Annotated in this window: 15 protein-coding genes; 10 read left to right on the top strand and 5 right to left on the bottom strand. The window is 46.7% G+C overall.

Annotated features, from left to right (window positions below; all coding sequences use genetic code 11):
• Positions 1–152 precede the first annotated feature (152 nt).
• The 8 genes from ptsP to ACZ5PW_RS12885 all read left to right on the top strand — a co-directional run bounded on the left by ptsP (position 153) and on the right by ACZ5PW_RS12885 (position 11,484).
• Positions 153–2,624 carry a phosphoenolpyruvate--protein phosphotransferase gene (gene ptsP / locus ACZ5PW_RS12920; protein ID WP_464554343.1) on the top strand — a complete coding sequence of 824 codons (2,472 nt, stop codon included), beginning with the start codon at positions 153–155 and terminating at the stop codon, positions 2,622–2,624.
• Between the two features lie 13 nt (positions 2,625–2,637).
• On the top strand, positions 2,638–3,588 hold the full coding sequence (pfkB, locus tag ACZ5PW_RS12915; protein ID WP_464554340.1) for a 1-phosphofructokinase: 951 nt from the start codon (positions 2,638–2,640) through the stop codon (positions 3,586–3,588).
• Between the two features lie 12 nt (positions 3,589–3,600).
• On the top strand, positions 3,601–5,331 hold the full coding sequence (locus ACZ5PW_RS12910) for a PTS fructose-like transporter subunit IIB (protein ID WP_464554338.1): 1,731 nt from the start codon (positions 3,601–3,603) through the stop codon (positions 5,329–5,331).
• A 358-nt stretch (positions 5,332–5,689) separates the two neighbouring features.
• Positions 5,690–6,427 (top strand): class I SAM-dependent methyltransferase, encoded by a 738-nt coding sequence (locus tag ACZ5PW_RS12905; RefSeq protein ID WP_464554335.1) that lies wholly within the window; start codon positions 5,690–5,692, stop codon positions 6,425–6,427.
• Positions 6,428–6,590: 163 nt separating this feature from the next.
• Entirely contained in the window at positions 6,591–8,072 is a 1,482-nt protein-coding gene (locus ACZ5PW_RS12900; RefSeq protein WP_464554331.1) for an ABC transporter substrate-binding protein, read from the top strand.
• Between the two features lie 76 nt (positions 8,073–8,148).
• On the top strand, positions 8,149–9,078 hold the full coding sequence (locus ACZ5PW_RS12895) for an ABC transporter permease (RefSeq protein ID WP_320175655.1): 930 nt from the start codon (positions 8,149–8,151) through the stop codon (positions 9,076–9,078).
• 10 nt (positions 9,079–9,088) lie between these two features.
• Complete coding sequence (locus ACZ5PW_RS12890) at positions 9,089–9,919, top strand: ABC transporter permease (protein WP_464554327.1); 831 nt, start codon at positions 9,089–9,091, stop codon at positions 9,917–9,919.
• Complete coding sequence (locus ACZ5PW_RS12885; RefSeq protein WP_464554324.1) at positions 9,916–11,484, top strand: ABC transporter ATP-binding protein; 1,569 nt, start codon at positions 9,916–9,918, stop codon at positions 11,482–11,484. The genes ACZ5PW_RS12890 and ACZ5PW_RS12885 overlap by 4 nt, the downstream gene beginning before the upstream one ends.
• A 271-nt stretch (positions 11,485–11,755) precedes the next feature.
• Here the strand turns inward: ACZ5PW_RS12885 and ACZ5PW_RS12880 are convergent, their stop codons facing one another.
• The 3 genes from ACZ5PW_RS12880 to ACZ5PW_RS12870 are packed head-to-tail and all read right to left on the bottom strand — an operon-like array spanning position 11,756 to position 19,261.
• On the bottom strand, positions 11,756–15,658 hold the full coding sequence (locus tag ACZ5PW_RS12880) for an efflux RND transporter permease subunit (protein WP_464554320.1): 3,903 nt from the start codon (positions 15,656–15,658) through the stop codon (positions 11,756–11,758).
• Between the two features lie 15 nt (positions 15,659–15,673).
• Positions 15,674–17,869 (bottom strand): efflux RND transporter periplasmic adaptor subunit, encoded by a 2,196-nt coding sequence (locus ACZ5PW_RS12875; protein ID WP_464554317.1) that lies wholly within the window; start codon positions 17,867–17,869, stop codon positions 15,674–15,676.
• A gap of 15 nt (positions 17,870–17,884) precedes the next feature.
• The gene (locus tag ACZ5PW_RS12870) at positions 17,885–19,261 is read right to left on the bottom strand and encodes a TolC family protein (RefSeq protein ID WP_464554315.1); all 1,377 of its coding nucleotides are present in this window, start codon (positions 19,259–19,261) and stop codon (positions 17,885–17,887) included.
• A 496-nt stretch (positions 19,262–19,757) separates the two neighbouring features.
• On the opposite strand from ACZ5PW_RS12870, the gene ACZ5PW_RS12865 reads away from it, so the two are divergent.
• Entirely contained in the window at positions 19,758–21,893 is a 2,136-nt protein-coding gene (locus ACZ5PW_RS12865) for a PP2C family protein-serine/threonine phosphatase (RefSeq protein ID WP_464554312.1), read from the top strand.
• A 1-nt stretch (position 21,894) separates the two neighbouring features.
• Complete coding sequence (locus ACZ5PW_RS12860; protein ID WP_464554307.1) at positions 21,895–22,398, top strand: hypothetical protein; 504 nt, start codon at positions 21,895–21,897, stop codon at positions 22,396–22,398.
• A gap of 313 nt (positions 22,399–22,711) precedes the next feature.
• On the opposite strand, the gene ACZ5PW_RS12855 is transcribed toward ACZ5PW_RS12860, so the two are convergent.
• Both ACZ5PW_RS12855 and ACZ5PW_RS12850 read right to left on the bottom strand, forming a co-directional pair.
• Positions 22,712–22,885, bottom strand: coding sequence for a phage integrase central domain-containing protein (locus ACZ5PW_RS12855; protein WP_464554305.1), 174 nt, complete (start codon positions 22,883–22,885; stop codon positions 22,712–22,714).
• 85 nt (positions 22,886–22,970) lie between these two features.
• On the bottom strand, positions 22,971–23,195 hold the full coding sequence (locus tag ACZ5PW_RS12850; RefSeq protein WP_464554300.1) for an Arm DNA-binding domain-containing protein: 225 nt from the start codon (positions 23,193–23,195) through the stop codon (positions 22,971–22,973).
• Positions 23,196–23,229 lie beyond the last annotated feature (34 nt).

Raw genomic sequence — 23,229 nt, 5'->3', positions numbered from 1 at the left:
ACTCTATCTATTTACAAGATTTAAATTGTATGTATAATAAAACCAAATTCTTTAGCCAGTGGAGTATAAGGTGAAATAACAAATCTTTTTAAAATAAATTGTAATCGATTACAAAAAAATTTCAAAAATAAGAATTGTTACAGGAGGCAGGCATGATCAGTTTTGACCAGACAAGCATTGAGTTGGGAGCAACTGCTTCAGGAAAAACTGAAGCAATTGAAAAAGTAGGTAAGATTCTGGTGCGGCAGGGTTATATTGAGCCTGAGTATATCGATAGTATGAAACGCAGGGAAGGCGTTGCAAATACTTTTCTTGGAAACGGTATATCCATTCCGCACGGACTGCCCGAAAACAGGGATAAAATTATTAAGACAGGTGTTGCCGTTCTGCAGGTTCCGGAAGGAGTTGCCTGGAATCCCGGAGAAATTGTAAATCTGGTTATAGGCATTGCTGCCAAATCTGACGAGCATATTGAAATCCTGACCAACCTGACCCACGTACTTGATGATGAAGAGACTGTAGCCCGCCTTGTTGTAACTAAAAATGCGTCAGATATCGTGGGTGTTCTCAGCGGGGAATGCAAAACAGAATCCCGTCCGGCTCCGATTCTTGATGTATCAGATTTCGATTCGTCTATTGATGTGACTGTTATGGGTGAGCATGGATTGCACGCCCGGCCTGCAACTTATTTTGTGGATATTGCTAAGCAATTCAATGCTGAAATCCAGGTTGAGTTTGATGGTCGTTCCGGTAACGGGAAAAGTCTTGCCTCCCTTCTAAAACTTGGTGTTTCCGGCGGAAAAACTGTTCGTATTCACGCTAAGGGTTTTGATTCCGGAATTGCTCTTTCTGCATTGAAGGAAGCCGTGGATGCCGGTCTTGGTGAAGAGGCAGAGGACGCTATTGATACGCAAGTTTCGCATGGTTGGATGCCTGAGAATGTAAAGAAAACAATTCCCGGTTGTACTGCATCCCCCGGACTTGCTTTAGGTCAGGTGCATCAGTTGACTCAGAGGCGCATTGTGGTTGAAGCACTGGCTAAAGATCCGCAGCATGAATTAGACGAATTGAACCATGCAATTAATGCTGCACGTCAGAATTTGCACCATTTATATGAAGAAGTGCGGGCTAAGTCAGGTGAACCGCGTGCGGCAATTTTTAAGGCTCATGAAGCTTTTCTCGACGATCCTGAAATGCTGGCCGAAACCCATGACCTGATTCGCAATGGTAAAAGCGCAGGTTACGCATGGCGGCAGGTGATTGATGACCGTGTCCATGTAATGGAGCAACATGCCGATGAGTTGCTTGCAGCCAGGGCTATGGACTTACGTGATGTTGGGCGTCGTGTGCTGAAGCACTTGGCAGGAATTGTACAGGATGAACCGTTCACTCCTGAATCGCCAGTGATACTCATAGCTGAAGATTTAACTCCATCTGATACGGCACAACTGGATCCCGCTTTAATACTTGGTTTCTGTACAGCCAGTGGCGGGCCGACCTCACATTCTGCCATTATAGCCCGTTCGCTCGGAATTCCCGCCATAGTAGGAGCCGGTCCCAGTCTGCTTGAAGTTGCCAATGATACCGTTGCAATTTTAGATGGTGATTCCGGTAACCTTTATCTTGAACCATGCGAAGCAGACATCAAGACCGCAAATGAGACCAAGCTGCGGTTGGAAGAGCAGCGTAATGAAGAATATCGGACCCGGTTCGAACCTGCTTTAACCACCGACGGTGAACGTGTCGAAGTCGTTGCTAACATAGGTAAGGTCAGCGAGGCGGAAAAGGCCGTCAATGCTGGAGGCGAGGGTGTGGGGCTCATGCGTACCGAATTTCTTTTTCTGGAGCGGGATACCCCTCCGGACGAGGAAGAGCAGTACCAGAACTATAAGGCCATGGTTGAAGCTCTCAACGGCTTGCCCATAATCATTCGCACCCTTGATATCGGTGGTGACAAAGCTGTCTCATATCTGGATCTGCCGCCGGAAGACAACCCGTTTCTCGGTGAACGCGGAATCCGTCTCTGTTTAAACAGACCTGAAATGTTCCTAACCCAACTGCGTGCCATCTATCGTGCATCCAAGTACGGACCTATCAGAATCATGTTTCCCATGATCGCAACTCTTGAAGATCTTGATGCGGCAAAACGGCTTGCTGAAAAGGCCCGTATTGAGGTTGGTGCTGAGTCTATTGAGATCGGAATCATGGTTGAAGTTCCCTCTGTTGCTGCTATGGCCCCTGAATTCGCGAAGGAAGTGGATTTCTTCTCTGTAGGTACTAACGATCTGACTCAGTACACCATGGCTATCGACCGTGTTCACCCGACCCTAGCCGCCAAGGCGGATAGTCTGCATCCGGCAGTGTTGCGCCTCATCGAGCAGGTGGTCAAGGCTTCTGAGGAAGCCGGAATATGGACCGGCGTATGCGGCGGATTGGCCGGGGAACCTCTCGGAGCCGCCATTCTTGCGGGATTGGGTGTCAAGGAACTTAGTATGGTTGTGCCTAGTATTGCCGCAGTAAAGGCTCATATGCGTGCCATAAGCATGGAGTCGGCCCGTAAGTTGGCACGGAAAGCATTAGCCTGTCGCAACGGTAAGGAAGTGCGGGCTTTAAGCTTGCCTTAATGTGGAGAAGCTTATGTCCACTAAAACTAATATCGTTACTGTGACTATGAATCCGGCTATTGATCTGGCCTGTAAGATTCCGGATTTTACTGCTGGAAAGGTCAACAGGGTCACACAGTATCAGACTGATGCGGCAGGCAAGGGTGTAAATATTGCCGTTCTGCTACGCAAGTTTGATCTGCCGGTGATTGTGACCGGATTTCTTGGCCGGGACAATGCAGGTATATTTGAAAGGTTATTCAAGGAGAAGGGGCTTGTTGATGATTTTGTCCGTGTTCCGGGTGAAACTCGTATCGGCATTAAAGTCCTTGATCCGAGTACGGAATCAACCACTGATATCAATTTCCCTGGCCTGTCTCCGGGTGAGGAGCATGTAGAAGAGTTGATGCACAGGGTTGGCAAATTGGCCGAGGATGCGTCGATGGTGGTGATCGGCGGAAGTCTACCATCCGGTGTTTCTCCGGATGTCGTCGGGCGGCTGGTAGCAGTCATTAAGAGCAAGGGAGCAAAAGCCGTTGTTGATACCAGCGGTCCGGCTCTTGTCAGTGCGATTAAGGTGGGGCCGTGGTTGATTAAGCCTAATGACGATGAGTTGTCAGAGTTGGTTGGGCGTCCACTTAAGGATAGCCGGGACATATTTGATGAAATGAGAAACATGAACAGGGCCGGCATAGCCAACGTGGCTGTTTCCCTTGGAGCGCGGGGCGCCTTGTTCACAGATGGAGAAGAGGAACTTTTAGCTAAACCTCCGGAGATAGATCCGGTCAGCACTGTGGGAGCCGGTGATGCCATGATAGGCGGTCTGGTGGCGGGAGTTGCGCTTGGGCTTTCATTAAAGGAACGGGTGCGCCTTGCAACATCCCTGTCTGCCGCGACAGTGGCTCAGGCTGGTCCCAGTCTGGAAAGAATTGATGTTGCTAAGGGATTGGAAGAACAGGTAATTGTTGAATCAGTAAGCTTGTAAGGGAGAACTTTTATGTCAAAGATTGTTGCCGTAACGGCATGTCCTACCGGTGTTGCTCATACCATTATGGCTGCCGAAGCACTGAAGAAAGTCGGCGCCAGCATGGGACATAGCGTTGAAGTGGAGACTCAAGGGGCAGAAGGCGCAAAGGATGTCCTTAGCCAGCAGGTCATTGATGATGCCGATGTTGTTATCATTGCTGCAGATATTCATGTTGACCCTACAAGGTTTCAGGATAAGCCCATGCATGCTGTCTCTACAAGCGATGCCATTCGCAAGACAAAGGAAATTATTGAGATAGCTTTGAAGGAAGCTGAGGATTTTAGCGCACAGGCTGTGTCTTCTGCTTCAGAGGGTGGACGTAAGTATATTGTAGGGGTCACCTCCTGTCCGACCGGCATAGCACATACTTTTATGGCTGCTGAAGCATTACGTAAAGCTGCTGAAGCTCTTGGGCATGAAGTTAAGATTGAGACTCAAGGATCTGTTGGGGCCAAAAATGTTCTTAGTGATGACGATATAGCGCGTGCTGATGCTGTAGTTATTGCTGCTGATGCATTTGTCGATCTTAAGCGTTTTGCTGGTAAGCCACTTTATGAAACAGGTACCAAGGATGCCTTGAGGGATGGCGGATTGGTTGTCAAATCCGCATTGGCTGCTGTTCCTGTCGTTCAGCAGGATCTTGCCGGACAGGTTGAGGAATTGAAGAAAGAGCGTTCCGCAGCCCGGACCGGACCATATCGCCATCTAATGACTGGTGTTTCCTATATGCTCCCGGTTGTTGTTGCCGGTGGTTTACTAATTGCGTTGGCATTTGCCTTCGGTGGTATTTACGCCGGTGATCAACAAGGGACCTTCGGCTGGGCTCTTATGCAAATCGGTGGGGCAGGGGCTTTTTCCCTATTCGTTCCTGTTCTTGGGGCATTTATCGCATATTCCATAGCTCAGCGTCCCGGTATTACTCCCGGTTTGGTCGGTGGGCTACTTGCTACCAATGTCGGTGCCGGATTTCTCGGTGGTATTGTTGCCGGTTTCATTGCCGGGTATCTTACCAAATTTCTTAATGACAGGATTAAGCTCCCCCAGAATCTGCAGGGACTCAAGCCTGTATTGATCCTACCGTTTTTATCTACTCTCGTAGTCGGCTTACTTATGATTTATGTAATTGGTCCGCCGGTAAAGATTGCCCTGACATCCCTTTCCGAATGGTTGCAATCCATGCAGGGGACTAGTGCTTTAGCTCTCGGATTATTACTTGGTGCTATGATGGCATTTGATATGGGCGGTCCGGTAAACAAGGCTGCATACACCTTTGCCGTAGGATTGCTCTCCGCAAAGATTTACGGGCCTATGGCCGCGGTAATGGCTGCGGGTATGACTCCGCCGCTTGGTTTGGCTTTGGCTGCTACTCTTTTTAAAAATCGTTTTACCGAAGATGAGCATGAAGCAAGCAAAGCAGCTTTTGTTTTGGGAATATCCTTTATCACCGAAGGTGCAATTCCGTTCGCTGCGCGTGACCCGTTCCGGGTAATCCCATGCATCATGCTAGGTTCTGCTGTGACCGGAGCCATCTCCATGACCATGAAGTGCACCTTGATGGTTCCACATGGTGGGATTTTTGTGCTGCCAATTCCTAACGCCGTTACCGGTCTGATTCCATATACTGTAGCTATCATCATCGGAACAATAGTCACTGCAGGGGCTCTATTTGTAGCTAAAAAGCCTCTTGAGCAGGCAACATAGAATTTAACTGAAACAGCTAGCATAAAAGCTCCCCAACTTAACTTTGAGTAGGGGAGCTTTCTTATTGTTTGGGACGATTGTTTCATAGCTAGATAAGGAGGAGTGCAGGTCATATTGAGCTGGAACCTACTGAGATGAAAACACTTGTGCTTAAACATCAAGCTTGGTAGCATGAATTTAGTATTTGTATTACTTTGCATTTATGTGGTTTATGATCATGTAATTTAATGCTTGATTTAAAATGTATGTATCTATTTAGTGTTACTAAGTAGGAAATTGTTCGACGCATTGCGGCTCAATATGAGTGTTGTACTTCTCTGGTGTAAGGGATTTAAATATTTTTAAGGAATAATTTCGAATGGATAAATTGAAATGTAAGATCGAAAAATACTGGAATTGGCGGAGTTCAAGTTACGCATTAGATGTTGAGAAATCACCGGAAACGGAAAAGGCCTGGGATACGACAATAAAAACTTTGGCAAAGTCCGGTCAAAATCAAGATGCATTGGATATAGGCACCGGGCCCGGGCAACTAGCCTTTTACCTCGCCGGTGCAGGTTTTAATGTAACGGGGTTAGATATTTCCCCGGAAATGATCAATAACGCCCGGAAAAGGGCGGAAGAGATGGAGCTTTCTATAGATTTTCGTACCGGTGATGCGGAACATCTGGATTTTTCCGATAACAGCTTCGACGTCGTTGTATCCAGAAATCTTATATGGACATTGCCCAATCCTGATCTGGCACTCAAAGAGTGGCATCGAGTCTTAAAGCCCGGTGGGCGCATTATTGTTTCAGATGGTTTCTGGCAAAACCAGACATGGAAACGGTTTTATCAAATACCAACAAACCTGTTCAAGAGTGTCTTTCAAATGAACAGTAGGATCTCATTACGTTTTTTTCTTCATTACGCCAGTATGATGAAACATTTGCCTTTATATGAAGGTGTTAAAAAAAACGAAGTACAAAAATTATTACAATGTGCCGGGTTCAATGACGTTTCGTCATGGGATATCGGGCAGTGCTTTGGGAAAAATCCTTATGCATTTGCGTTGAGTGTCAGTCCTTCGTTCTTCATCGTTTATGCCGACAAATAACTACATTTAAAAATTCTTCCATAGAGGTTTTTATTTATTCGCACGGATTGGAGTTCCTACCTGAGCGACTCTTTTATCTGTATTAAACTATTTTATTTAAGGAGATTGCACGATGCTTTCAAAAGTAAGCACGAATTTTTCTAAGTGCTTGATTGTGTTTTCTATGATGCTAGTGGTTTTGACTCTTTCCGCTTTTAATGTATCCGCTGCACAGCCTAAAGTTGTACGCATCGGAGACCTTTTCGCTAACACCTATACCAGCCTTGATCCGCAGAAATCATCTTTCGGTTGGTATACGTCTACTTTGGGGCTTTCCGAGACTCTGTTCCGGATTGATGATAGGTATGCTGTTGTTCCTTGGCTGGCCGAGTCTGCTTCTGTTGATGGAAATACTTGGACCATTAAGCTTCGGGATGATGTAGTCTTTTCCGACGGCAGCAAGCTTACTGCTGATATCGCAGTAAAATGCATAGAGCGTGCAAATAGGGTAAATGAAAAGTCTCAAATGCTTAGGGGCGCGTCTTTAGCTGTAGTGGATGCGAAGACATTTACTATTTCTACCCCTAAGCTCCTGCCTACAGTTCTTAACGAGCTATGTAATGTCTATATGGCGATGGTAAACCTCGATGCCTCAAAAGATATAGATAATGCTCCTGTCTGTACTGGGCCGTTCAAGGTTGATAAGTTTGAGCCCGGTGTATCTACCAAGCTTGTGCGTAATGATAATTATTGGGGGGGAAAGGTAAGTCTTGATGGAGTTGAGGGGCTGTATGTTGCAGACGCGGATACTCTCTCCCTTGCTTTTCAGAATGGAGAGATTGATGCATATATCGGTCCCACAACCAATGATCTCAGCATCTTTTCTGCCTCTCCTGAAAAGTATAAGGTTGTCGCCATTCCTGCTTCCCGCCTGTATTATTACTACTTAAGCATGGAGCGGCTTCCGTCTAAAGAACTTCGTGCTGCAATCAATATGGCTATTAATCCTAGTGATGTATGCATTTTACTCGCTGGTCTGGCCAGTCCCACTGTAGGTGCCTATGGTACTACTACAGCATATGGTAATATTACAAAGCACGGTTTTGACCCTGAGCAGGCGAAGAAGTTTATTGAGGAACTCGGCTATACTCTTGATGAGAATGGCTACTATGCCAAAGATGGCAAGGAAATTGAGCTGGACATCGCTTACTACGCAGCTCGTTCAATTGATAAAATAGTTCTTCTTATGCAGGAACAGTTAAGATCTGTAGGCATTAGGGCCAAGTTGAGTGTTACCGAGGACCCGGACGGGACCTATATGAGTACTGGAGATTTCGATATCGGCGTATACTGTATGACCGCAAATCCTTCAGCTGACCCTTATTATTTTATGGAACGTGTAGTCGGCGGTGGTAAATATACTTCCGGCAGGTATAACAATGCCAGAGCCAAGAAACTTCTCAAGCAGCTTTATTCGGAACCTGTCGCAGCACAACGGGCAAAGCTTGCCGTTGATATTCAGCAGCAGATTGTCAACGATGAAGCTATGGGCTTTTTGGCAATCCTTAATAAGACTACGGTCATGAGAGCCGGGGTTGCAAATTGCAGTGAAAGAAACCCGATCAGTTTCTACTTTTTGAATGCCAATACCACTATAAATGACTGATGCATAAAGCTGATATGTTCTTCAACGGCGTGTGGAATTATACTCCACACGCCTTTTTGTGTCTTACAGGTTTACTATGCTGAAATATTTCCAAAATCGTCTACTAAGGCTCATTCCTGTGCTTTTAGTGATAACATTCATTACATTTTCTCTTATGTTCCTTGCCTCAGGAGATCCGGCACAAAAAAAGTTGATAGCTCAGGGGATAGCACCAACAGAGGAAGTGCTCGAAGCCACTCGGGAGAGCATGGGGTTGAATGATCCCTTTCTGGTTCGGTACGGAAACTGGTTATGGTGTTTCGTGCAAGGAGACCTCGGTGAGTCTTACGCAAAAGGACTGCCTGTATCCCGGCTTATGTGGAATGCAATGGGCAAAACAGCAATGGTGGCAGTTTCTGCGCTGGCACTTTCTCTGATTGTATCCATCCCACTTGGAATCTGGACCGCAGTCAAAAGAAACACAGTTGCAGATTATCTTGTCAGGTTTTTAACTTTTTTAGCCAATGCCGTACCATCTTTTCTGGCTGCTCTATTGTTGATTTATCTTTTTTGCGTGTTTCTTCAGTGGCTTCCAGTACTTGCGAAAAACAGTTTTCAGGGGCTTATCCTGCCTACGGTCGCTCTAGCCATGCCGACAATGGGTAAATTTATCAAGCAGATAAGAGCAGAGGTGCTTGGTGAACTGGGACAGAACTATGTAACCGGAGCTCAAGCAAGAGGGGTGAAGTCCGGTACTATCCTTGTTAAAGACGTACTGCATAATTCCATGCTTTCCATATTGACAGTTATAGGTTTTGCCGTGGGGCATCTGTTTGCCGGCAGCGTTGTCATTGAGGCTATTTTTCAGTGGCCGGGAATGGGAAAGCTGGTAATGGATGCCATTACAGCCAGAGACTACCCGGTTATACAGGGGTTCGTAGTTTATATTGCCATCATTTATGTACTCATTAATTTGCTGACCGATCTAGCCTACCGTTATTTTGATCCAAGGGTCACTGAGAGTTGAGAATAACCGTATGAAAACAATACATAAAGATTTTTGGATGTGGGTATTCATCGCTATAGCCCTTTTATTGATAGTAGGAAGTTTGTTTGCTCAGCACTTTGCTCCGAATGATCCGTATGCCACGCACATAATGCGTATGCGGGAGACTCCGGGTGCTGAGTATCCAATGGGTACGGACGCTATGGGGCGTTGTGTCTTTTCTCGTCTGCTATACGGTGCTCGGACGAGTATTTTTTCGGCTCTGAGTCTGGTTCTCGTCACTGCTACGTTCGGGGCTTTTGTGGGCATTCTTTGCGGCTATTACAGCGGTTCTGCCGATAAGATTGTTATGCGTTTTATCGATGGCATTATGGCCTTTCCACAGATGGTTCTGGCTATTTCTGTGGCCGGTATTTTAGGAGGAGGAATGGGCAACGCAATGCTGGCCATGGGATTTGCTAGCTGGACACCATATGCCCGCCTCGCACGCAGTCGGGTTCTCTCGCTAAAAAACGAGGAGTTCATTCAGGCCGCCAGAATTTCAGGCTGTAGTGATGGTGTAATTATGGCCAAATATATTTTGCCGAATATTTTTAATTCACTTCTCACCTTTGCAACTTCCCAGATTGGTACAGTCATGCTTGGTTTTGCAGGGCTTTCCTTCCTTGGGCTCGGCGTACAGCTTCCTCAGGCAGAGTGGGGTAGTATGATCAGTGAGTCCAGAGGAATGCTGCGTACAGCTCCATGGACTGTGATGTATCCGGCTGCGGCTCTGGTTATTACTGTAATGGTATTTAACTATCTGGGGGATGCCTTGCGTGATCGTATCGACGTTAAGGATCTCGGTGAGGATCGTGTATGAAAAATACAGTATTAAAGCTGCAGAATCTTAGCGCTGGATATAATGGAGAGGATGTCATACGAGACATTTCCTTTGAGGTAGGTACGGGAGAGATTTTCGCATTAGTAGGTGAGTCCGGATCGGGTAAGTCTACTGTCTTAAAGACTATAATGGGGCTTCCGTCCAATGGAGTACGGATTTCCGGCGGCGGATTAACTTTTAATGGGCGGAATGTAAGTAAGCTATCTGCTGAAGAGCGTAGGCAACTGCTAGGGGAAAAATTGTGCACGGTATTTCAAAATCCAGCTACTTCTATGAATCCCATACGGAAGATACGCAGCCAGTTTCTGGATACTATGCGTAGCCATAACCGTAGTGATACTGAAAAATCTCTCGCTGCAATACGGACTGCGTTCACCAAGCTTGGGCTGGGCGATGCTGATCGGGTGTTGGATTGCTGCCCTTTTGAACTTTCAGGGGGGATGTGTCAGCGTGTGTCGCTGGCCATGGCTATGGTAATGGAACCAAGCCTTATTCTTGCTGATGAACCTACCAGTGCTCTGGATGTGATGAACCAGAGGCAGGTTATAGAGGAATTTCGTATTTTGCGTGAAGAGTGCCGGGCATCAATCCTTTTGGTTACTCATAATATCTCTCTTGCATCGCATATTGCTGACAGGGTGGCCATCATGCACCGGGGGGAGATTGTTGAATGTGGAGTTACCGGAGAGGTTCTTAATTCACCGCAGAACTCATATACGAAAAAATTGATATCCGATGTTCCCTGTTTGCGGACAGCCTATCCTGTTCATAATTATTCATCTAAGTTTCTTGAAGTGAGCAATGTAACAAAACGGTACAGTGTTGCTGAACGGACGATAGAAGCAGTCAGGGACGTCGGTTTTACTCTTTCTCATGGTGAGGTGTTAGGAATTGTGGGGGAATCAGGATCTGGCAAGAGCACGCTTTCCAGACAACTCTTGCAGTTAGAGAAGACGGATGAGGGGAGTATTAGATATGATGGAGAAGAAGTTACGGCCATGAACAGGCGGAGCCTATGCACCCTTTATCGTCGGACACAGATGGTGTTCCAGATTCCGTTAACCTCTTTTGATCAGAATAAGAGAATTCGCGTAACCATGAGGGATGCTGTACGCAACCTTACTAATCGAAAAAGGAAAAATGCGGCGGATGAATATATCAATGAATTGATGTGCCGAGTAGGACTTACACCTGAGTTGGCGGATCGTTATCCTTGGGAAATATCAGGAGGGCAGTGTCAACGTGCAGCCATAGCCCGAGCCTTGATTGCTGAACCTGAACTCCTTATCTGTGACGAAGCAACCAGTGCGCTCGATGTTTCTTCTCAGGCTCGTATTGCGGACCTTCTACGTTCTTTGGTTCGAAAAAGTAACATGAGCATGATTTTTATTTCTCACGATATTGCCTTGGTCAGTGGCCTTTGTCATACCGTGATGGTGATGAAAGATGGTCAGTGTGTGGAGTATGGTCCGGTAGAAAAAATTATTACAGCTCCAGAAAGCGAATATACTATGGAGTTATTAAAAGCATCGTCTTTTTGTTAGAAGGATTAGTATCCAACTCCTTAAGTTGGGCCATTCATAAGTAGAGTTTTCTTGCGGTGATTAATACGTCTGTTCACCGCAAACAACCCCAAAAACAATACCCCTCCACGAACATCAAGACTGGCCGAACTTCTGATGGAACGCTGAAAAGCTGATTTCCAAACTGGCAGACGTGCGCCATCGGCAGGGCGTGTTGCTGGGTAAGATTGGGAATCTGGGCTTCGACGAATAAAGAATTTAGCGACAACTAATAGGATTGATTGATCCTCAATTAAGCTTTGCTCCGCAATTTCATCTCCTCAACCCCACAATAAAGCACAGGCACAACAAATACGGTAAGTATCGCGATAGTCATTCCTCCGAATGAAGGGATTGCCATGGGCACCATGATATCCGAACCGCGTCCTGTTGAGGTCAGTATTGGCAATAGAGCAAGGATAGTGGTTGCTGATGTCATCAGTGCAGGACGGATTCTGCGTTGCGCTCCGTAGATAATCGTCTGCCTGATCTCGGCTACGGAGTTCATTTTTTGACCTTTCTTGCTCTCATCAAGGTAGGTCGCCATGATGACCCCGTCGTCTGAGGCAATGCCGAACAGGGCCAGAAAGCCGACCCAGATGGCAACACTCAGATTTATGGGGCTGACCTGAAAAAGCTCACGCATATCTGTGCCGAACATGCTGAAGTCCATGAACCACGGTTGCCCGTAGAGCCAGACCATGAGGAAACCTCCGGACCACGCTACAAAGATCCCTGAAAATACCATCATGGTGGTGGCAATGGACTTGAACTGCAAATACAGAATCAGCACGATAAAAAGCAGGGCCAAGGGTAAAATTACAGCCAGCTTTTTCTGCGCACGAATCTGGTTCTCATAGCTTCCGGCAAATTCGTAGGAGACTCCTGCCGGAATTGTAAGTTCACCGGACTTGATCTTTGAATCCAGAAAAGCCTGGGCCTGTTCAACCACATCCACCTCGGCAAATCCGGGTCTTTTATCAAAAAGCACGTAACCGATGAGGAAAGTGTCTTCACTCTTGATAACTTGAGGTCCGCGTACATATTTTATTTCGGCAAGCTGGCTGAGCGGTATCTGCTCGCCTCCCGAAGCACTGACCAGAATATTGTTTATGGCGTCTATGTTGTCCCGCAGTTCCCGCAAGTATCTTACACGCACAGGGTAACGCTCACGGCCTTCGACCGTGGTGGTGACGACCTTGCCGCCCACAGCTACTTCAATAACGTCCTGCACCTGAGAAAGCATGACGCCATATCTTGCAATGGCTTCACGATCAATAATAATTTCAAGGTAAGGCTTGCCTACAATGCGGTCGGCTATAACAGCTTCCGGCTGAACTGATCCTACCTGTTTAAGCAGTCTTTCAAGATCTAAGGCTACCTTTTCCAGAGTTTGCAGATCAGGGCCTTTGACCTTTATGCCCATGGGCGCACGCATGCCGGATTGGAGCATAACGATACGGGCAGCAATGGGCTGCAGTTTTGGTGCGGATGTAACACCGGGAACTTCCGCGGCTTTAACTATTTCATCCCAGATATCATTGGGCGAGTTGATGCCTTTCCATGATTTGCGGTCCGGGTTAAGGCCGGGATTAAGGGACGGGCGCCATATTCTGAAAGGCTTGCCGTCAGGATCAGGAATCAGCTCTCCGTTGCTATCACGTTCAAAATAACCCTGCACAAGATATGGATAGCCATCATTGGCAGGAACCAGATCACCTTCCACATTGCGGAAGAAATCTTTTTGATCAGGATAGAATTTGAAACGCAACCTTTCACCGGATTGATCCACCAGATATTCCGACTTGTAATTGATGACCGTTTCAATCATGGAGATAGGTGCGGGATCAAGGGGAGTTTCTGCTCGTCCAAGCTTGCCCACGGCGGACTCGACTTCCGGGATGGACTGGATCATCATGTCCTGTTTGCGCAGCACGTCCATAGCCTCGCCGATTGATGCATGGGGCATGGTTGTGGGCATGAACAGGAATGCGCCTTCATCAAGATCGGGCATGAACTCCTTGCCCAGCCCGGGGAAAACATGGGCCAGCTTTATATAGGGCGGAGTGGACTTGATTGAATCAGGTAAAAATCCTGTAAGGTTGGCAAACCCGAGCCATATGGAAAGCCCAAGTGTGACAACTAAGGTCGGCAGGCTCAGGAAAAGCAGTTTGTGATTCAGGCACCAGCCCAGCATTTTGGGGTATCCGCGCCTGAACAGGTCAAAGAAGAGCATAAGCCCGCCAATGATGACAGCCACGAAAAGATAGTTGGTCCCCATTCCTTTTTCAGGTCCCAGCGGCAACCATGATTTGGTTAGCACGTAGGCAACCATGATAACTATGATCCATGTTTCTGCATAGTTGGCATATTTGTGGAATCTTTCGGGAACAAAAGGAAGTACGAGCTGCTTAATTCCAATATAGATAAAGAACAGCCCTGCCCACCATTTGAGCAGTATGGAAACAGCAATACCGCAAAGCATGTAAATTCCGGCAGTGAAGTATGTCCGCCTGTTCTTGAGGAACTTTCTGCGGGATGTGAAAAGCAATTCCGCAGCCGGGGGCAGTATTGTCAGGGCCACTATAATTGAAGCCAGCAGAGCGAAAGTTTTGGTATAGGCCAGCGGCTTGAAGAGTTTACCCTCTGCTCCGTCCATTGCGAATACTGGCATAAAGCTGACAATTGTCGTGGCAACGGCGGTCATGACCGCGCTGCCCACTTCGGCCGTTCCTTCGTAGACAAGTTTTAACCTGCTGACTCCCTCTTTGGCGTGCTCTATTTTCTTGAGGATATTTTCGCAGATGATGATACCCATATCGACCATGGTACCGATAGCGATAGCAATCCCCGAAAGCGCTACAATATTTGCATCAACTTTGAATATCCGCATACCCATGAAGCACATAAGTACAGCAAGAGGAAGCAGTGATGAAATCAGCAGTGAACTCTTTAAGTGAATCACCGCAATAAGTACCACGATGATCGTGATCAGGATTTCTTCAGTCAGTGCTGTGTTAAGGGTTCCCAAAGTCTCATGGATCAGCCCGGAGCGGTCATAGAATGGAACAACGGTTAGTTTGCTTTCAGTGCCGTCCGGCAGAATCTTTGAAGGTAGTCCCGGTGAAATGTCTTTTATCTTGTCTTTGATATTTTCAATGACCTGTAGCGGGTTCTCCCCATAGCGGACAACCGCCACCCCGCCCACAACTTCTGCTCCTCCTTTATCAAGCGCACCACGGCGCAGGGCTGGTCCTTCGGTTACTCGGGCAACATCACGAACATAGATGGGAATGTTGTTGACTACCTTGACCACTGAACTTTCAATATCGGACAGCTTCTTGATGAAACCGATGCCGCGAATTACGTATTCGGCATTGTTTATTTCAATGGTCCGTGCTCCCACATCGAGGTTGGACATCTTCACCGCGCGGTAAACGTCATTGAGCGTCACCTTGGCGGCACGCATGGCATCAGGGTCAACATCAATCTGGTATTCTTTGACGAATCCGCCCACAGAGGCAACTTCACTTACTCCGTCGGCTGAAAGTAAAGCATAGCGCACGTACCAGTCCTGAACAGATCGCAATTCATCAAGGTCCCAGCCTCCGGTAGGATTCCCCTGTGGATCGCGTCCTTCAATTGTGTACCAATAGACCTGCCCCAGCGCAGTAGCGTCCGGTCCCAGTGCCGGCTTGACATTGGCGGGAAGTGTTCCGACAGGCAGGCTATTCAATTTCTCAATGAGTCGGGAACGCGACCAATAGAAATCCACGTCCTCGTTGAAAATGACATAAATAGTGGAAAATCCGAACATCGAGTAACTGCGGACGGTCTTAACTCCGGGAATTCCGAGCAGAGCCACGGTAAGTGGATAACTTATCTGATCTTCCACATCCTGAGGTGAGCGGCCCATCCATTGGGTAAAAATGATCTGCTGGTTTTCACCGATATCCGGGATTGCATCAACAGGCACAGGGGAGCGGTCAATGCCTCCTATATCCCAATTGAAAGGAGCGGTGAAAATCCCGCCACCGATGACCATGAGCAGCACAATTGCAACAATGAGCTTTTGCTCAAGGCAAAAAAGAATGGTTTTCTCTGTGAAAGACTTTGGCTTGGGACGATTAATATCTTGAGTGTTGTTTTCGCTCATATCGTTCTCCGAACCCTATTCTCCGGCCTTGATCTGACGCTCAACTTCTCCGCATTGGAGCATGGCTTCCCCGAAATAGGGGTTGCGTATGTCCTCATCGGATTGCATCCACTTGGCTCCCTTGAAATCAAAGGCCATGGGGCAGAATATTTCGTATACCGGCTTGGTGGACTTGATGCCCAGTTTTTCAACGGCGTCAATCATGCCGTAAGAAAGCGGTTCCAGTCCGGCACGGACTTCCACGAGATCTTTTGCCTCACGAATAGCGGTCATACCGTCATTGATGTTTTCCAGTGCTTCCATCCATATTTTATGGGCTTCTCCGGAGAGTGATGCGTGATCTATTTTTTTTAGCTCTTCAGCTATGAGTGCGGATTGCTTCTGAGCATTTTGCAGATTGTCGGCTGCAAGAGCGTCAGTGAATGCTGAATAGGCATTAAAGACTTTGCCGAGTTGAATCTGGAAGGCTTCAGGGGCTTCAGCCTTGTTTGCAGAATTGGCGGCGAGCGCCGCAATTCCGAAAGTTGTATCCAGTCGCTTGAAGTGGTTCGCAGTTTCAGCTGTGATTGATTTCAGTCTTTGTTGGTCTTTTATATCACTGCCGAGCACGGCATCGTTCCTGAGCAGCATGGACAGTTCTTTCCATGCAAGAGATGCGTCACCTTTGAGACCGGAAGCATCAATCTTGTCGAGACTTTCAAAGAATGCGGAGAATTGTTTGCGGCTGTTCTCAAGGTCACCGAATTTGGCAATCTCCATGAGGGAATCAAAATCTTTTTTCAGGAAGACCAGTTTTGATGCAAAGATAGGCGGCAGGGTGCGATCAGCCTTTGCCTGTTGATCCATCTCCTGCATAGCTGCAGAGTCGGAGCTGTGGTCATGGACGACGCTTTTTACGCCGCTTTCAGGGTTCATCATGCTTGGTTTAGCAATGATCTGGATGGCGCTGTCGATCTTGAAGTTACCTTTGGTGACAACCTCTTCGCCTTCACTGAGACCGTATTTGACTATATAGAAGTCTCCGGCCTTGGGACCGAGTACTATTTCGCGTCCTTCGAAGACGCCTTCCTTACCGGGAACGGCAATGTAAACCACTGCCCGTTTACCAGTGATGAGCGGAGCTGAAGCAGGGATAACCAGTTCAGTTCCGGCCTGTTTTTCTTGCTTGTTCACAGCACGTACAAACATTCCCGGCTTGAGCTTCATTTCCTTGTTGGGAACTTCCAGCCGTACCCGGACTGTACGGGTTTTCTCATTAACCACTGGATCAATGTAGACAACTTTACCTTCGAAGTTTTTGCCGGGATAAGCTTCAGTGTTGAAACTTACCTTCATGCCCATTTTGATCCACGGCAGGTCGGATTCGTACGCTTCAAGAATAACCCAGACTCTTGAAAGATCGGCAATGCTATAGATCGGGGTTCCGGTTTTAACATAAACGCCTTCGACGACATCCTTTTTAATAACGATGCCGCTCATGGGTGAGTAGAGAGTTATGTGTTCAGCTGCTTTTCCCCGTTTGATAATGTTTGCTATCTGGCTTTTGGAAAGACCTAGCAGCCGCAGTTTTTCACGTGAGGCCTTTTCGGTGCGGGCCGCTGTATCCTTTACCACTTTCATGGAGCTGTCTTTAAGGGCGGATTTGGCCTTTACAGCCTGAATCAATTCAGCCTGTGCTGTAAGTAATTCCGGGCTGTAGATGGAAGCCATGGCCTGTCCTTTGCGTACGGAACTACCTGTATAATCGATATAAAGCTTGTCTATACGTCCACTTGTCCAAGCAGTGATGGTACCGATACGGGTTTCATCATAATCCACCTTGCCGAGCATGCGGGTTTGCACATTGACGCTTTGCCTTGTCACCGTGGTCGTGGCTATCCCGGCCAGTTTACGAGCTGTTGCGGTCAGGCTTATCTGGCGCAGGCTGACCGCTTCGTCTCCGGACTCGCCGCCTTTTTCAAGGGGTATGAGATCCATAAAGCATATGGGGCATTTACCGGGCTCAGGTAACTGTATCTGGGGATGCATGGAACAGGTCCAGACTACATCTCCGGTTTCTGTAACAGTGGCTTCAAGTCCATGGTCTTCGTGTTCGGCAACTAATTCTTTTTCCGCCTGCTGCCCCTTTGATCCTGAAATGATGTATCCGGCTGTAAACGCGGCGATAGCAACAAGGATGATTGGAATAAGTAAATGTTTAAATTTGTTCATGATGGTTCCGTGTATTTAATTCCCGGGGATGGAAATTTTTGATTGTGGCATGATCTGACCGTGGATGGAACAGGGTATTTCACGGCCGACCAGATATTCGATTGTGGCTACGCGCCTGGCCTGTTCGGCAAGAGCTTGATAGTAGGCCAACTGAAATTCAATGAGCGTTCTCTCGGCATCAATGAGATCTCCTGAAGTTGCTGTGCCGGACTGGAATGCTTCGATGGAAACACCGAGAGATTGCTCAGCCTTGGGGGTCAGGCTGTCTCGGTAAAGGCTGACTTTGCGGATGGCGTCCTGATATTTATAAATCTGGAGTTCCAGTTCAGCGGTCAGGTTACGCTCCAGACCCGCCCGCTTACGGGAAGCTGACTTTACTTTACTCTTTGCCTCGTTCAGCTGTGCATTCTGCTTGTCCATCCAGATAGGGAGATTGACGGACATACCAGTTATAATCGGGTCCTTGTCTTCATTGGTGACATTAGGGCTTCGTGAGTCTCCGGTCTGAATGTATTCAACACCGAATGAAAAGTCGGGGTAATAGTCTTTATGAGCCAGTTCTACGGATATTTTTTCTCTTTCAACAGCATGGGCAAGTTCTTTCAGGCGGGGGTTTCCGCTTTTGAATTCGTCTTTCAATTCATCAGCAGACATTCCTATTTCCATGACCGGAATTGATTTTGGAAAAGGCACTGTTTGTTTATCTGTATTGTTCATGATTGCCAGAAGTTTCGCCACAGTGGGTCCCTTACGCTCTTCAAGTGAGCGTAAACGCTCTTCAAGTTTGCCAAGCTCAACCTGAGTTCTGATCACCCCGTCGTACGCTCCGGCTCCTGTGGAATATCGGGCGCGGGCCACGCTTTCGAGGTATTGCATCAGTTCTATATTCTCGCGGGTGATGCGGATTGCCTGAGCGAGATAAGCATAGTCGTAGTATGTTTTTTTTACCTCGGTGAAGATTTTCAGCTTCAGATTGTCAAATCTGGCTTTTTTAATATCGGCATCCCGCAAAGCCTGCTCTCCTTTTAAATCGAGCTTGCCGAACCAAGGCAGGGTCTGGGTTAATCCATATTTAAATTCCTGCGGTCCGGTTCGTGTTTCAACGGGTTGGATGAACCATGCGAAATTGAATCTGGGGTCCGGGAGGCTGGAGACACTGGCTTCTCGCTGCAATGCTGCTTTCCAGCTGTAAAAAGCTGCGTACAGGTCATCGTTGTTACGGGCTGCATCCACGAGGTAGCCACTTAATTCTTTGAGTTCACTATGTGTATTGTGGATGCTCTGGGTATTGTTAGTTGCCGCCTGCTGCGCGAAAGTCGGTATTGATTGTGAAAGTATGCACGCGCTGAAAACAAGCGTAAGCGTATATTTTGTTATGGAAGTTCGATCCATGAAGTTCTCCCGTTGGTTGATCCGTAATGATGGCCAAACACTGAGCAATTACTATTCCATGCCAATGTTTTTAATTAATACTGTACATTAAGAAACTGGATAATTCATCAGTTCAGGGCAGATTTTTCGTTTTTGCCTTGTTTGTGCAAAATTTGTTTATAAAAAATCAATAATTTTAGATTGTTGAAAGTTGATTTGCACATATATATGCATTTTTTTGTACCTTAACTTCCTATAAAAACATACTAAAATAGGATGATATTCTTCAAGTATTTATTTTTTGTCGGGCGATGTGCAATTATTTTCACATTGAAGTGCTTCAAGTCGGAGTTTCTTGGCTCTTCTTTTTGGTAATGACTTGAAATAACATCTTAATTTTATGATGGAATGTTATGTGAAAAAAGTAGCTATAGCTCTGGGAAGATAGCTTTAAATGATGTACTCTGGACAGTGAAAAAATTTAAGGTCAGGGAAATCGCACCATAAAGGTCATTACATGAAAATACGTTTTAAACTGTTACTGCTTTTGCTCACTGTATCAATAATCCCCCTTGTTCTTGTTCAGGCCGGGGTTCTTGAATCTTTGCGGTCACTTTCCGATGATATTGGAGGGGAGGTTCGCAGAGAGTTGGTAAGTAAAAGCAGTGTTGAGCTCAAAAGACTTGTGGAAGATCATGCACGAGTCCTGTCTAAACAGCGCAGAATCGTGGAGCTTAACTTGCAGCATATTTCAGCTGAGCTTGCAGAGTGGATTGAAGATGGCAATGAGTTCAGTCTCCCTGAGGTTTTTCTGGGCGGCAACTTCGGGCAGGAAGATTTTGCACGGAGGGAAGATAAGTATGAGCAACGTGATCAGACCATGATGCACGGCCCATATGCTCTGGATTTCGATTCGGTCCGTTACACTGTGGGACGCCGTACCGGTCAAAGTGCAATTCTGCCTAACGGAACCTCCGATTCTGTGCTGCCCCTGCTGAAAGCTGTGGAATTGAAAAATCCAGAACTGACATTGTGGATCAGGGCAGTATTCAATTCAGGTGAAAGCCTTGATTACCCGGCAACAAGCGGAATGAGAATGAAGATGCACAGGGCTGTCCCGGTGATAAATGAGAGCCCGAATCCAAGCTGGTCCATACCGAAGAAGGATATACTGACCGGCCGTACAGTTCTTACTGCTTCCTTGGGTGTATTTGTAAATAAGAAGGCAGTCGGGAGCGTGTCCATTGATGTTCCTCTGGATACTCTCTTGCACGGTTACAATCATCTTGATGTCTTTTCACATAATATTGATTCCCTGTTGGTGAGGCTTGAACCAAACGGTAATGGAAGCGGTGGTGTTGAGGTTGTGGCAAAAGAGGTCGCGGCTTCCAGTCGTAAGAGCATGGGGCATATGTGGGAGCCCCCTTCCACACAGATGCTTCTTTCATCCACGGATGCAGCTCTGTTTTCTAGGTTTCAAGGGTTTCTTAAATCAGGGAAGTCCGGCGTTATGAGTATGCCGTATAATGGCCGTGACAGCATTTGGGCTTTTTCTGCTCCTGATGAGCGTGGAATTTCACTGGTGCTGATTCTCCCGCATGATGATGTTGTGGCTCCGGCAGATAAAGCAAGATCTTATGTCCAGTTGGCAATTAATGATCAATATCTGCAGACAGTCTTCGTTTTGATCGCTGTCATTCTGCTGGTTTCTCTGCTCGCTTTTATGTTCTCAAGAAGATTTACTGAAAACATTTTGATCCTTGCCAAAGGAGTAAAGCGTATTGCCTCCGGTGATTTTTCTGCACGAGTTGAAATCACAGAGGAAGATGAAGTCGGAGAACTGGCTCGAGATTTCAACTCCATGGCTCCGTCATTAAGGGAGCATATTGAAATAAAGAGTGCACTTGATGTGGCTATGGAAGTCCAGACCAATCTACTACCACAGAATTCTCCCTACATTGAAGGTTATGATATTTATGGTGAAAGCATGTATTGTGATGAGTTGGGTGGAGATTACTTCGATTACATCCGGCCTGAGCGGGATGGAGAGAATATGCGTTTTGCCATCGGTGATGTCAGCGGCCATGGGGTCCCGGCTGCTATGCTTATGGGGTCTGTGCGTGGGTATCTTCGGGCGCGGACACTTAGCGGCGGGGAGATGGGTGAGATTCTCACCGATGTAAACAGTCTTGTGGCGCAGGATACCTATAAGACAGGCCAGTTTATGACCATGCTCATAGTTGAGCTTGATCCTGCCAAAAGTGAATTGCGCTGGGTCCGGGCCGGGCATGAACCGGCACTCATATTCGATCCCGCAAAAAATGATTTTATCCGTCTTGAAGGTGAAGGGATTGTCCTCGGAGCTTTTGAAGATGTGGAATATTCCGAGAACTGCTGTGCAGGTCTCAATGAAGGTCAGATCCTCGTGCTGGGAACTGACGGCATATGGGAAGCTTCCGATAAGGATGGAGAATTTTTCGGTAAGGAAAGACTGTGGAATTTGCTTAATTCCATGCAGAATTCATCTGCAAAGTCTATTGTCTCCGGTATTTTTGCTGCAGTTCAGGATTTTACCGGAAAAGACAAACAGGAAGATGATTTGACCGTTGTGGTCATAAAGAAAGAAATCAACAACACGCCAGAGGAGTTGTAAAATGAAAAAAATTATGAACATTAGCGCAATTATGGCTTTTATTCTCGTTATGTCCACCGCAGCATTTGCCATGAATATGGGTAATTCAGGTCATTCCGGTCACGGAGATGGTGAAATGCAAGGTTCCATGCATGGCGAAAATGGTGGAATGCAAGGCTCTATGCATGATGGTATATCCATGATGGAAAGAGGTCTTGCCCACATGAAGCATGGGGCAGAACTCATGCATGACCCGGCCACCATGAAAGAAGGTATGGGACTCATGAACAAAGAAATGATGCCCATGCATAATGGCATGAAGATGATCGAAAAAGGATCCGAAGGTGGTAACCACCACTCAATGGTCAAAGGTTCAATGGGCCATGCCAATAAGGGGATGATGGAATTAATGAAGGGTATGGGCCTGGTCAAGAAAGGCGACAGCAAAGGATTTCAGATGATGGACAGTGGCCTTGAGAAAATGGAGAAGTCCCTTGAAGAAGTGAAGGGAATGTCTGGCATGTAGTTGGGAAATTGTTTTAATTTTAGTATTGTACTGAATACTGACAAGCAACAATTTATAAAAGAATCATTTTAAGAGACCCTCTTCATCTCGTTGGAGGGGGTCTTTTGTTGTATTCGTATCGATTAATCAAAAAACGTTGTGCATAGTCTTTGGACATTTCAACAATTGATTAATTCTTTTGAGATGAATGGAAAATACTAAGAATACACACAGCATCACCCTGAATCGCTTGGAGACATGACCCCAGTCGAGTTTGTCCAAACACATTCACCCCAAGAAATTTTACTTACGGATGGCACTAACTTGGGGAGGTTTACATTTCAAGTGCACCACGGCTTTCAATTCTTCTGAGAATTTTTAAGATATCCGGCGGTTCAATCTCACTGACAACCATTTTGCCGATCCAAGGGAAACAGTTTAGTTCAAGGCGGCTGATAATAGTTTGGGCGTGTCCTACGGTCCATGTGTTTTTGAATTTGGTGTCCATTCGCGGGCAATTGATTCAAATTCATCTTCTCCACTTGCCGCTGCTTGCTGGTCTTTTTTGTATTCGGAGGGGGTTATACCTCGTTCTAGAATTTTACGTTGTTCATCTCGCTTATCTCGTGCTTCTTTAAGGCTGTCGCAGGGAATGAGCCTATAGCCATCATTTTTTCTTTGCCGTTAAAACGATACCGGTATCTCCATAACTTTGTGTCCGAGGGGGTGACTTCAAGACACAGTCCGTTTGAATCCCCAAGGCGGTACAATTTCTTTTTGGGTTTTGCGGCTTGAATCTGCTTTACGGTAAGAGCCATGCGGGTTTCTCCTTTTTGCGAGTAGATTGGATGA

Source organism: Maridesulfovibrio salinus (assembly GCF_055394525.1).
Note: the sequence above shows the minus strand (reverse complement) of the source record. Positions and strands in the feature narration are given on the sequence as shown.